Origin of the sequence: Pontibacter pudoricolor (assembly GCF_010092985.1) — a bacterium.
In the GTDB taxonomy this organism is placed as follows: Bacteria; Bacteroidota; Bacteroidia; order Cytophagales; family Hymenobacteraceae; genus Pontibacter; species Pontibacter pudoricolor.
Genome location: NZ_CP048106.1, coordinates 3,884,328 through 3,897,604, shown reverse-complemented (window position 1 = coordinate 3,897,604; position 13,277 = coordinate 3,884,328). Strand labels below are relative to the sequence as shown.

7 protein-coding genes, 2 tRNA genes and 2 rRNA genes are annotated in these 13,277 nt (G+C 47.5%); 6 read left to right on the top strand and 5 right to left on the bottom strand.

Features of this window, described 5'->3' with window-relative positions; all coding sequences use genetic code 11:
* Window positions 1-7: 7 nt before the first annotated feature.
* Entirely contained in the window at window positions 8-1,093 is a 1,086-nt protein-coding gene (locus GSQ66_RS16905) for an NAD(P)/FAD-dependent oxidoreductase (protein ID WP_162428535.1), read from the bottom strand.
* 78 nt (window positions 1,094-1,171) lie between these two features.
* Here GSQ66_RS16905 and GSQ66_RS16900 point away from each other — a divergent pair, with 78 nt between their 5' ends.
* The 6 genes from GSQ66_RS16900 to GSQ66_RS16875 all read left to right on the top strand — a co-directional run bounded on the left by GSQ66_RS16900 (window position 1,172) and on the right by GSQ66_RS16875 (window position 9,223).
* Window positions 1,172-1,807, top strand: a complete 636-nt coding sequence (locus GSQ66_RS16900) for an MBL fold metallo-hydrolase (protein ID WP_162428534.1) — start codon at window positions 1,172-1,174, stop codon at window positions 1,805-1,807.
* A 24-nt stretch (window positions 1,808-1,831) separates the two neighbouring features.
* Complete coding sequence (gene pssA / locus GSQ66_RS16895) at window positions 1,832-2,530, top strand: CDP-diacylglycerol--serine O-phosphatidyltransferase (RefSeq protein ID WP_162428533.1); 699 nt, start codon at window positions 1,832-1,834, stop codon at window positions 2,528-2,530.
* Window positions 2,531-2,532: 2 nt separating this feature from the next.
* Window positions 2,533-2,784, top strand: a complete 252-nt coding sequence (gene purS / locus GSQ66_RS16890) for a phosphoribosylformylglycinamidine synthase subunit PurS (RefSeq protein WP_162428532.1) — start codon at window positions 2,533-2,535, stop codon at window positions 2,782-2,784.
* A gap of 156 nt (window positions 2,785-2,940) precedes the next feature.
* Window positions 2,941-6,756: a type IX secretion system sortase PorU gene (gene porU, locus GSQ66_RS16885; protein WP_238395735.1), complete on the top strand. Its 3,816-nt coding sequence runs from the start codon at window positions 2,941-2,943 to the stop codon at window positions 6,754-6,756.
* A 50-nt stretch (window positions 6,757-6,806) separates the two neighbouring features.
* Window positions 6,807-7,922 carry a type IX secretion system outer membrane channel protein PorV gene (porV, locus tag GSQ66_RS16880; RefSeq protein ID WP_162428530.1) on the top strand — a complete coding sequence of 372 codons (1,116 nt, stop codon included), beginning with the start codon at window positions 6,807-6,809 and terminating at the stop codon, window positions 7,920-7,922.
* A 17-nt stretch (window positions 7,923-7,939) separates the two neighbouring features.
* Window positions 7,940-9,223 carry a M16 family metallopeptidase gene (locus GSQ66_RS16875; protein WP_162428529.1) on the top strand — a complete coding sequence of 428 codons (1,284 nt, stop codon included), beginning with the start codon at window positions 7,940-7,942 and terminating at the stop codon, window positions 9,221-9,223.
* A gap of 300 nt (window positions 9,224-9,523) precedes the next feature.
* Here the strand turns inward: GSQ66_RS16875 and rrf are convergent.
* The 4 genes from rrf to GSQ66_RS16850 form a co-directional block, all read right to left on the bottom strand.
* A 5S ribosomal RNA gene (gene rrf, locus GSQ66_RS16870) occupies window positions 9,524-9,635 on the bottom strand.
* Window positions 9,636-9,763: 128 nt separating this feature from the next.
* Window positions 9,764-12,664, bottom strand: a 23S ribosomal RNA gene (locus GSQ66_RS16860).
* 275 nt (window positions 12,665-12,939) lie between these two features.
* A tRNA-Ala gene (locus GSQ66_RS16855) sits at window positions 12,940-13,016 on the bottom strand.
* Between the two features lie 53 nt (window positions 13,017-13,069).
* A tRNA-Ile gene (locus GSQ66_RS16850) sits at window positions 13,070-13,143 on the bottom strand.
* Window positions 13,144-13,277 lie beyond the last annotated feature (134 nt).

Below are 13,277 nucleotides of genomic sequence, written 5' to 3'. Positions count from 1 at the left end.
CTTAGGGCTATAGGTTTTGGTGTTTTATGTAGTCGTAATATAACGAAAAATATCGCGAAATATGTATGTCAGGCATTAATTCTGTTTGCCCGGCCAGTGCATCGGCAAAGTGCTGAGACAGATATGGAGCCATTAATACGCCTTTCGAACCCATTCCGTTAAACACACTTAGTTGCTTATAGATTGGGTGCGTTCCAGCCAGTGGTTTTCGGTCGCGAACTGCGGGCCGTATACCAGCCCAATGCCCTGTAACTTCAAACTCCTTTTTGGTAATCTGCCTGAACTTTCCGCTCAGCTCACTTGCTGCCGGTTCGGTTATTTCTTCATCCGGATTTCGCCAGTCGTAAGTTGCCCCGATTATAAAGCGGCCTGCTCCTTCCGGAACAACGTAAACGCCTTTGTTATAGATGCATTCCGGGCTGAAATTCTGTTCGGTCTGCACTTCCAGCACTTCACCTTTGGTTGGTTGCATCGGCAGCCAGGCAAAATAAGGGTTGTGGATGACCTGGTAGCCTTCGCAAAAGATCAGATGGCTGGCTTCTATACTTTTATACTTCACACCTTCATCTGTTAGCTGCAATTCATCCATCTCGAACCGCTCCGGCAATAGTAAACCCTGCAGCAAAAGGTCTTCCGTCAGCAGATCCAGCATGTCATACACGTGCAAAAATCCGCCTTTCTCGATCATGATTCCCCCAAACGGGTCTTCGATGCCAAGCTGGTTTATAGTTTGCGTGTGAGTAGCAGAAATGTAATCGTTCCAGGTGTCGTCGGCACTTTTAGCCATCCAGGTGTTCTGCTCTTCTATAGTTGAGAATATTTTATAGATGGGCTTGTGGAAGAACAACGCTCTCCCGTAACGCGCTTCCAGGGCATCGTAAAAAGCGTCGGCAGCAGGTACAAGCATATCCACGAGCCACGATTTGGCAAAGCGTTTTCCGGCCACAGGGTTCAGTAAACCAGCTGCTACCCGCGAGGCAGAATTAGCTTTTGGTTCATCAATTACCAATACTTTATTTCCGCGACTGCGCAGGGTTTCCGCTAAAATGGCGCCTGCCAGGCCGTGGCCTACAACTATAAAATCATAAATCATGGGGGCAAGTTACGAGATGTACCCGTTAAATTTGTAACTTAGAAGCCGATTTTATAGGCTCCGGCCGCAACTATACCTATGAAAATTACACGCTTTACCTTTAACCCCTTTGCCGAGAACACTTACCTGCTGCACGACGACACCAACGAGTGCGTAGTTGTAGACCCGGGCTGTTCGGATGCCGGCGAAAAAGAGCAGCTAAAGAACTATATAAAAGACAACGGCCTGAAAGTGGTTCGCCTGCTGAACACGCATTGCCACATAGACCACGTGCTGGGAAATAAGTTTGTAGCCAATGCTTATAATGTAGCCCTTGAGATACACGAAAAAGACCTGGAAACACTGCGTGCTATTCCGGTTTATGCGCCGGTTTACGGCATTACCAATTACGAGGAACAATTACCGGCAGCCTATTTAAAAGAAGGCGAACAGGTAAAATTTGGTAACACTACTTTGGAGATCATTTTTGCGCCAGGCCATGCGCCGGGCCATGTGGTTTTCTATCATAAAGAAGATAAGACCCTGATTGCCGGCGATGTGCTGTTCCAGGAAAGCATTGGCCGCACCGATTTGCCGGGCGGCGACCACGAAACACTTTTAAACAGTATCAGAACCAAACTTTTTACCTTACCTGATGAGGTTACCGTTTACCCGGGCCACGGGCCGGAAACAACCATTGGGCATGAGAAAAAGTACAACCCATTTTTGCAGTAACACCCGCTGCGAACTATAGCTTTCATGAAGAAACACATCCCTAACTTTATAACCTGCCTTAACCTGTTTTCGGGTTGTGTGGCGCTGTACTTTATTTTCCAGAACGAGCTGGTGTATGCCTCTTACCTGGTTGGACTGGCTGCCGTTTTTGATTTTTTAGATGGGATGGTTGCCCGCGTACTGGGCGCTTACTCTGAAATCGGCAAACAACTGGACTCGCTGGCAGACGTGATCTCGTTTGGCGTGGTGCCTGGCGCGATGATGTTTATGCTGTTGAAACGTGCGGAAGGCGACCTTTTTTTGCCGGAAACTATAGTTCCGTTTGCTGGTTTCATCATCACAATTTTCTCGGCCCTGCGTCTGGCAAAATTTAACATCGATACGCGTCAGACCACATCGTTTATAGGATTGCCTACGCCGGCCTGCGCTATTTTTGTGGCTTCGTTGCCGCTTATACTGGCCAGCGGCGAACTGATGGCTTTTGCGATCATCCTGAACAAGCTGGTATTACTGGTAACTACGCTTATCCTTTCGTTTTTGCTGGTGGCCGAACTGCCTTTATTTGCACTAAAATTCAAGAACCTGAACTGGGCCGATAATTCTGTACGTTTTATTTTCGTGGGTCTTTCGGTTATGTTACTGGCTCTTCTTAACTTCGCAGCTATACCACTCATCATAGTGCTATATATAGTGTTATCTATTTTCAATAAACAAACCGCGTAACCATGAAATTCGTTGCCGAAATAAATGTAATGCCCCGCCCGGAATTGTTAGACCCACAAGGTAAAGCTGTGCTGCTTGGCCTGGAGCACCTTGGCCTGGACCAGGTAGAGAACGTGCGCATTGGCAAACACATTACCCTGCACCTTGATGCCGAAAATGAAACTATAGCCCGCGAGAAAGTGGACAAAGCCTGCAGCAAACTGTTGGCAAACCTGATCATGGAGTCGTACGAATACGAGCTGAAGCAAGTATAAATTACTGGGGCACAATAAGCTGCCTGTATTTTTGTTATTTTTACAAGATGATGCCTTCCTGTTACAGGTGGGCATTATCTGCTTATTTAGTCCTGTGCGTTGCCTATGCAGTCACGTTTACATTTCCTGGTATGCATGCTGCTATTTTTAAGCGTTATGGCTGGCACAGCTGTAGCCCAACACAAGGCACCTGAACCCATAACACTTACCTGGGATGTACAGGAATCCGTTTTCCCGGTGCAGGGCCATGAAGCCAAAATCCCCTCTTTTAAAGGCGCAACGATAGATCTGCTGCAACGCCTGCCCTATTACCGGTTATCCATCCCCAACACGCACATCAGCAGTTTTAAGGTAACAGAAGCTGTATTTGCACCATTCTCAGGTAAAGAACAGGAACAGTTTAAAGGCATCACTTTTGGCAATGATGTAAAGGTTGAGTTCGTAAATGCGCGACAGCATAAACAACCGGCAACTATAGTTTCGATCCTGCCCATCCGCAGAAATCCGCAAACCAATCAACTCGAAAAACTTACCCGCTTCAGCTATAGTTATAGCTCGGCAACTATAGCCACGCAAAGCATAAACCGCACTAGCAGCAACTTTACAAACAACTCGATACTAAGCTCCGGCGACTGGTATAAACTGGCTGTAACGCAATCCGGAGTTCATAAAATAGATAAGGCTACCCTACAGGCACTAGGCATTAACACACAGGATTTAGATCCTAAAACGATTCAGCTTTTCGGGAATGGAGGTAGTATGTTGCCGCAGCCAAACAGTGCGCAGGTTGTGGATGATCTGCAGGAAAATGCGATTGTTGTAAGCGGTGAGCAGGACGGGCAATTTAACGACAACGATTTCATCCTTTTTTATGGGCAGGGTCCGCACACCTGGCACTATAATCCCCAACAGGATAAGTTTGAGCACACGTTTAACGTTTACTCCGATACTACTTTTTACTTTTTAAGAGTGGGTTACGCCCTAGGAGCGCGCGTGCAGACCCGAAACCAGGCAACCGGCGCAACACAAACTATAACTACCTTTAACGAACGGGTTTTCCATGAGCGCGACCTGATGAACGCCGTGCACTCGGGCCGCGAATGGTACGGCGAGGATTTCAGTACGTTTACCCCAACCCGCGAGATCACACTTCCGGTTACCGGCATTGTTCCGAATTCAGCGGTAAAGCTAACGGCAGCTGTTATGGGCAACTCTTCTACCGATTGCTCTTTCGGTTTTAAGTTCGGGAGTCAGACGATTGGCACAGTTCCCATATCTGGGCGCGGCACCTATAGTTACCACCCCGAGGGAATAGACGGCAGCAGGACGTTTACTTTTAACCAACAGCAGTTAGGAAGCACTACGGAGGCAAGGGCAACTATAACCTTCAACATGCCTTCCGATGGCGCGGCAACGGGCAACCTTAATTTCCTCGAACTGAACTATAGCCGCCAGCTCAAACTATACAGCGACCAGACCAGCTTCAGGGCAACGGCCACTATAGGCAACGGCGTTAGCAACTATAGCATTACGGATGCGCCGGCCACGGCTATAGTATGGGATGTAACCGATCCGTTTCGCCCGTTACGACAGCAAACCAACTATAGCACTACCTTACAGTTTGCAACTATAGCTGATGGGCTGCGCGAGTTTGTGGTTTTTACCGATAATAACATCAGCTTAAAACCTATAGTTAAAGGCAAAGTTGCTAACCAGAACCTGCACAGCCTTAACCTGGATGGGCGCATTGATCATGTCATTATCACGCATCCTTCGCTGCTGCAGCAGGCTCAACGGCTGGCAGAGCACCGAAAATCCAAAAGCAACCTCCAAAGTATAGTTGTAACTACCACGCAGGTCTATAACGAGTTCTCTTCAGGCGCTCAGGATGTAACGGCCATCCGTAATTTTATGCGCATGCTGTATAATCGTAGCAACAAATCTGCTGATGAGCTGATGTATCTGTTACTTTTCGGAGATGCTTCTTACGACTATAAAAACCGCCTGCCTGCTAATACCAATCTAGTTCCGGTTTACGAATCGCGCCAGTCGCTGCACCCTATTTCCAGCTATTCTTCCGAAGATTATTATGGTTTCCTGGATGAAAATGAAGGCGAATGGGCTGAAAATAATTTAGGCGATCATCTGCTCGACATCGGGATCGGGCGCCTGCCGGCAAAAAATATACAGGAAGCTGCCACACTGGTTGATAAGATACTGGCCTACGAAAGCAGCGAGCACTTTGGCAAATGGCGCAGCCAGGTAACACTTGTGTCGGATGACGGTGATTTTAACGAACACCAGGCCGATGCCGAATTCCTGGCAGATTTCCTGGAAACCAGGGCCCCCAACTATACCACCAACAAACTATACCTGGACCTGTACCGCCAGGAGGCTGTAGCCAATGGCCAGCGCGCCCCCGACCTGAACCGCGACCTTACCACTGCTGTAGAACAGGGATCGTTACTGATAAACTATACCGGCCACGGCAACGAGGTAAGCTGGGCAGCCGAGCAGATACTAACTTTACCACAGGTTGAAGACTGGCAGAACCAGAACAATCTTACGTTTATGCTTACTGCTACCTGCGAGTTTGGCCGCTACGACGATCCGGCCCGCGTATCCGGGGCAGAGGTAGCAATGCTACACAATCAGGGCGCAGCGGTTGGCCTGGTTACTACTACCCGACCTGTTTATTCGAGCAGCAACCGGGTTCTTAACCGTAATTTTTTTAAAGCCGCCTTTACACCTCTATCAGGTAAAATGTCGCGTTTAGGAAATGTGGTACTTCAGACCAAGAATAAAAGCATTACAGATAATATCAGCGGCTCACGTGGGGTGTATAACCGTAACTTCACGTTGCTCTGCGACCCTGCCCTGCAACTGGCATCTCCTGACCTGCAGGCTGAGATCACCCACATTAACGGCCGCTTGGTTGCTACCGACACCTTAAGCGCATTGGGCAAAGTAACGATGCAGGGCAGAGTTGCAACATCTAACGGAACTATAGCTACAAACTATAACGGCACGCTGCGCATCACCATCTACGAGAAACAAACTATACAGCAAACCTTCGGAGATGAGAAAGCCCCGGTTGTACCCGTAAAACAGCGAAAAAATGTATTGTATGATGGCACTGCAACTATAACCAATGGCCTGTTCACAATCAGCTTTGTTGTTCCGAAAGACATTGCTTACCAGTATGGCTCCGGGAAAATAATATTATATGCCAGCAACGAAACCCAGGATGCTGTAGGCTCCAATACAACTATAGCAGTGGGCGGTACAGCCCGGAACATTACAGCAGATAACACGCCACCAACTATAAATCTGTTTTTAGAAGACGAGTCTTTTGTATTCGGGGGCAGCACCAGCCAGAATCCGTCACTGTTAATTAAGCTGTTTGACGAAAACGGTATTAACACGGCCGGCTTAGGTATCGGGCACGAACTGATAGCCATTCTGGATGAAAATAAAGAGAACCCGATTGTACTTAACGATTACTATAGTTCGGATAAAGACAGCTACCAGAGCGGGAAAATAAATTATGCGCTTAAAAACTTAAAACCAGGTCCGCACTCGCTCCGTTTTAAGGCCTGGGATACGCACAACAACGCTTCCGAAGAATATATAGAGTTTTTTGTATCTAATAATGAGGATTTTTCGTTAGATCATGTGCTTAACTATCCTAACCCGTTTTCTACAAAAACAACGTTTCATTTTGACCATAACCGTGCAGGAGACGATCTGGATATACAAATACAGATTTACACTATTTCCGGAAAGCTGGTAAAAACTTTACAAACTATAAGTGTGGGTTCGCCAGCACATGTAGCAGCTTTATCCTGGAATGGCCGCGATGAGTATAATGATTTGCTTGCACGTGGCGTTTATATATATAAAGTTAGGGTGCGATCCCGTCAGGATGGCAAAAGCATATCTAAATTTGAAAAACTTGTCATATTAAACTGAAACAATACTGTAATATCCCTATATTTGATATAGTTATCACTACCCAATCTATGTACAGAAAAAGTATACTCTTAAAGGCCGCAGCTTTTGCATTAACCTTTATAGCAGCACCTGCTGCCTACGCCCAAACAACTATAGGCCAGGAAGGGCAGGTATTAACTACTGCAGTGCCGGTTTTACTGGTAGCTCCGGATTCCAGATCAGCTGCTCTTGGCGAGGCGGGTGTCGCTTTATCTCCGGATGCAAACTCACCTTTCTGGAACCCTGCCAAGTTGGGATTTGTGCCGAACGACCTGAGTGTAAGCTTCTCTTATTCTCCATGGCTACGTAACATCACTGACGACATGTCGCTGAACTACCTTTCAGGGTATAAAAAGATAAATGAGACTTCGGCTATCTCTCTTTCCCTGATGTATTTCGACTTAGGAGATATCCAGTTCATAGACGAGAACCGCCAGCCTATCCAGGATTTCAATCCAAAGGAGTATGCCATATCAGTAGCGTATGGACAGGCCCTGAGCGAGTATCTGAGCTTAGGTGTTGCAGCGCGTTTTATACACTCTAACCTTGCCGGCGATGTAAATGTGAGCGGCTCTAATACCGAAGCGCAGCCAGGCAACACGGCATCGGTTGATGTGGGCGTGTACTATAACCGTGACCTTAACCAGAACATTAACCTGGGTTTAGGAGCCAACATTTCCAACATAGGTGGCAAAATTGCCTATTCTGAGTCTGCTGCAAAAAGCTTTCTGCCAACCAATCTTAAGTTAGGTACTGCTGTAAAATATAACATGGATGCGTTTAACTCGATCACGTTCCTGTTAGATGCCAACAAACTACTGGTACCATCTCCTTCTGCTGACCCTGATCAGTCGGTAGTAGCGGGTATCTTCTCATCCTTTGGTGATGCTGAAGGCGGAGCCAGCGAAGAGTTTAAAGAAGTAAACTTTAATACAGGTTTAGAGTACTGGTATAATAACTTGTTTGCAGCGCGTGCCGGTTATTTTTATGAGAACGAAGAAAAAGGAGGTCGCCAGTTCTTCTCGATGGGCCTGGGCTTACGTTACCAGAAATTTGGTGTAGATGCCGCCTATCTTATCCCTAACGACCAGAATAATCCGCTAGCGCAAACTATACGTTTCAGTATTGCGTTGAACCTGGATTAAGATTAACCAAAATAAGAATGCTTGACAGAACAAAAGCACCAGAAATAAAAGAAATAGATGCAGTTTCACTTCAGGTAGCAGAGGTATCGCACCTGTCTAACGGAGTAAAACTACACATCATAAAAAGCGAAACCCAGCCAGTAGTAAGGCTGGATTTTGTTTTTAAAGCCGGTAAAGTTTACGAAACTGTAAAAGGAGCATCAGACTTGTCTGCCAAAATGCTCTTCGAGGGTACCACCAACTATACAGCAAAACAGATAGCCGAAACTATAGCCTACTATGGCGCTTCTTTCGACAATAACCACGGCTACGACAGGTCAGAATACACATTATATTGCTTGTCTAAATATGTGCCCGATCTGATGCCTGTAGTACTGGATGTATTACAGAACCCGGTTTTCCCGGCTGAGGAATTTGCCATATTAAAAAACAGAAATCAGCAGAATCTGAAAATACAGCGTCAGAAAAACAATTACCTGGCAACACACTCCTTCACTAAACTGATTTACGGTAAGGACCATCCTTATGTATTCGGATATGATGAAGGCGAACTAGATGCTATCTCTCTGGAAGATGTTAAATCATTTTACAATAACAACTATAGTCTTGAGGGCTTAGAGATTTTTGCATGTGGTGCTATTTCTGAGGATGTAGAAGACTTACTGATAAAAGAACTATCAGGGCTGAAGGCCCCTTCACAAATGCCTGGTAAGGTCCATTTTGTAACTGATGGGACAAAAGATACTAGTGCATTTGACGAAATAAAAGATAGCCTTCAATCATCTATCCGAACGGGTCTAACATTTCCTCATATTTCTCATCCAGACTACCATAAGTTAACAGTACTAAATGAAATACTAGGCGGTTATTTTGGTTCCAGGTTAATGCGCAATATCAGGGAAGACAAGGGTTACACCTATGGCATCTATTCTACCATATCTCCGAAAGAAAAGGACAGCATGTTTTACATTGGAACGGATGTTAACTATGAAGTAACAAATAAAACGATAGCTGAAATCAGAAAAGAAATAAAGCTATTGCAGGATGAGCTTATAGAGGAGGATGAATTAAAAACAGTACAGAGTTATATGATCGGTAAGTTTTTGAATAATATAGCTACTATTTTTGAGCAGGCTGACAAATATAAACGCATCATACTTTATAATTTAACACCTGAGTTTTATTCAAACTACTTAACAACGATAAGAACCATTACTCCTCAGGAGATCCAGGAACTTGCAATAACTTACCTCGACACAAATAATTTAAAAACAGCTATTGCAGGACGTAAAGCAGAGTAAATACTATACTTATAACTAAACTATAAAGGCCAATGCTAATCAGCATTGGCCTTTATAGTTATATATAGATCAAAGACCATTTTAGTTTCCTGTCGGCACTTTTATGGAGCTTTTGTAAATAGAAGAATCTGATTTGATAACTAACCGCAATGTTAAAGAAGAAATACAAATCTCTAGAATTGAATAAGCGCTAATTTGCTTCAATATTATATCATCTTGCCTCATGGCTTTTATGGGTGGTGTGGAGGGTCTTAAAACGGCAACACCCCCGCTATTGCTAACGGGGGGTGCTGGTTATAGGGTTGGCGGCCACCTACTCTCCCGGTTGTGACACCAGTACCATCGGCGCGTCCGGGCTTAACTTCTCTGTTCGGGATGGGAAGAGGTGCTCACCGGAGCCATAGCCACCATTATTTTTACACGGGGGGTGCCGTGCGTCGTATTTTATGACAATGAAGGAAAAAAAGAGTGCTTTTGCGTGTGGAAGGAGAAAAAGCTGCGGGCAGGTCCTTTCGGAACCGGCTCGCTTTCCCTTTCGGGGTGGGAACGCTCCCGGGCAATTAGTATGGCTCGGCTGTGGTATTTCTACCTTTACACCTGCCACCTATCAACGTCATCGTCTCTGACGGCCCTTACAGGGAGATCTCATCTTGGGGTGGGTTTCGCACTTAGATGCTTTCAGCGCTTATCCCATCCGAGCGTAGCTACCCTGCGCTGCATCTGGCGATACAACAGGTGCACCAGCGGCTCGTCCAACCCGGTCCTCTCGTACTAAGGTCAGAACCCCGCAAATCTCCAACGCCCGCAACAGATAGGGACCGAACTGTCTCACGACGTTCTGAACCCAGCTCGCGTGCCACTTTAATCGGCGAACAGCCGAACCCTTGGGACCTTCTCCAGCCCCAGGACGTGACGAGCCGACATCGAGGTGCCAAACCTCCCCGTCGATATGAGCTCTTGGGGGAGATCAGCCTGTTATCCCCAGAGTACCTTTTATCCTTTGAGCGATGGCCCTTCCATGCGGAACCACCGGATCACTATATCCGTCTTTCGACCCTGCTCGGCTTGTAGGCCTCACAGTCAAGCACCCTTGTGCTATTGCGCTCTGCGTACGGTTACCAAGCGTACTGAGGGTACCTTTGAAAGCCTCCGTTACTGTTTTGGAGGCGACCACCCCAGTCAAACTACCCACCAAGCACTGTCCCCTTTGGTCAGGTTAGGCGCCAAGCAACTCAAGGGCCGTATTTCAAGGTTGGCTCCACGATGCCTAGCGACACCGCTTCATAGCCTCCGGCCTATCCTACACATGAGTTACCCAGCGTCAATGCTAAGCTATAGTAAAGGTTCATGGGGTCTTTCCGTCCCGTTGCGGGTACTCGGCATCTTCACCGAGACTACAATTTCACCGAGCTCACGGCTGAGACAGCGCCCAGATCGTTACACCATTCGTGCAGGTCGGAACTTACCCGACAAGGAATTTCGCTACCTTAGGACCGTTATAGTTACGGCCGCCGTTTACCGGGGCTTCGATTCAATGCTTCGCCCATTGCTGAACTAACATCCCCTCTTAACCTTCCGGCACCGGGCAGGTGTCAGGCCTTATACGTCATCTCTCGATTTAGCAAAGCCATGTGTTTTTGTTAAACAGTCGCCTGGGCCTTTTCACTGCGGCTTCTTGTATTGCTACAAGGAAGCGCCCCTTCTCCCGAAGTTACAGGGCCATTTTGCCGAGTTCCTTGGCCGTGATTCACTCGAGCACCTTAGGATTCTCTCCTCGACCACCTGTGTCGGTTTGCGGTACGGGCGGCTATGTATTTAAACGCTTAGCGGGTTTTCTTGGGAGCCGGATTAGGGACACTATCTCCGCGGCCGAAGCCTTGGAGTACTATCAGCTTTCAGCTAGATGGGGGTACTTAACTCCCCTTCCACTACCTACGGCCTTCAACGCACTATTCCGTCAGTGCGCGGTCCTTTCACTTCTCCGTCACCGCATCGCTATACATAGCCGGTGCTGGAATATTAACCAGCTGTCCATCGACCTGCGCTTTCGCCTCGGCCTTAGGACCCGACTAACCCTGATCCGATTAGCGTTGATCAGGAAACCTTGGTCTTTCGGTGTGCGGGTTTCTCGCCCGCATTATCGTTACTTATGCCTACATTTGCTTTTCCAAGCGCTCCAGCACCTCTTGCCGAGATGCCTTCATCGCCCTTGGAATGCTCCCCTACCAGTATACCATAAGGTATAATCCGCAGCTTCGGTGCCATACTTGATGCCCGATTATTATCGATGCCCTGTCGCTCGACCAGTGAGCTGTTACGCACTCTTTAAATGAATGGCTGCTTCCAAGCCAACATCCTGGCTGTCTAAGCAACTGGACCTCCTTTGTTCAACTTAGTATGAACTTGGGGACCTTAGCCGACGGTCTGGGTTCTTTCCCTCTCGGCCAGGGACCTTAGCACCCCTGGCCTCACTGCCGTGTATATCAAAGCGGCATTCGGAGTTCGTCAGGATTCGGTAGGATGTGACTCCCCCTAGTCCTATCGGTAGCTCTACCTCCGCTTGACTCCACCACGACGCTGCCCCTAAAGGCATTTCGGGGAGTACGAGCTATTTCTCAGTTTGATTGGCCTTTCACCCCTACCCACAGGTCATCCAAATACTTTTCAACGTAAACTGGTTCGGACCTCCACTGTGTGTTACCACAGCTTCATCCTGCCCATGGGTAGATCACAAAGTTTCGCGTCTGCCCCCTCTGACTACACGCCCTATTCAGACTCGCTTTCGCTGCGGCTCCGCGCTTTCAAACGCTTAACCTTGCCAGAGAGGAGCAACTCGTAGGCTCATTATGCAAAAGGCACGCCGTCAGCCCACTAAAGGCCTCCGACCGCTTGTAGGCGCACGGTTTCAGGATCTATTTCACCCCCTTATTCAGGGTACTTTTCACCTTTCCCTCACGGTACTGGTTCACTATCGGTCTCTCAGGAGTATTTAGCCTTAGCGGATGGTGCCGCTGGATTCAGGCGGGATTTCTCCGGTCCCGCCCTACTCAGGATACCACTAGGGCCAAAAAGCTTACGTGCACAGGACTATCACCTTCTCCGGTGTACCTTCCCAGGTACTTGCACTTCCTTTTTTGGTCCCACATCGTGGTCCTACAACCCCAGCCCTGCCGTAACAGAACTGGTTTGGGCTCTTGCGCGTTCGCTCGCCACTACTTACGCAATCATTAGTTATTTTCTCTTCCTCCGGGTACTTAGATGTTTCAGTTCCCCGGGTTTGCCCCCCGTAGGGTAGTGTATCTTCAATACACTGGGTTGCCCCATTCGGACATCTGCGGATCAATGGATATGTGCTCCTACCCGCAGCTTATCGCAGCTTGTCGCGTCCTTCATCGCCTCTGAGAGCCTAGGCATCCCCCGTACGCCCTTCTCTGCGTTCCCGGCCGTCACAGTCGAAACTGTGCCGGCCCGCAGTCTTTTCTCTACTTCTTTTCTCTTTGCTCGTATTCCAAGCTCTAGTTATCTCTAACTAAAACTCTTCTTACTTCTCTTTTTTCCATCATGTCAAAGAACGGTTTCTCAAGTGAAGAGTTAAAAAGTCAGAAAGTTAGAAAGTTACCTTTCCTGCCTTCTCTTGTTAACTGCCCTTAAGATGTAGAAGTAAAAACCTGTCGTCTTTACTTAAGTATTTTCCCGTGCCACAAGGGCAGGTTGTCTGGTGGAGAATAACGGAGTCGAACCGTTGACCTCCTGCGTGCAAAGCAGGCGCTCTAGCCAGCTGAGCTAATCCCCCAAGTATGCTTCAAGCCGGGACTTGTCTGTCAAGCCTGGTCTGAGAACGAGGAGTGGGCCTGCGTGGACTCGAACCACGGACCTCTACATTATCAGTGTAGCGCTCTAACCACCTGAGCTACAAGCCCGCTTAGGTCCGGGCTACACGGCAGCCTGGCACCAGTCAATAATAGGTTTAAAAAGAATCTTTAAAGAGAAGTTGAAACAAGTTAGCCCATGTAATTATAAGCGTAAGCATAAGTGCTTTTACCCGAGGGTAAAA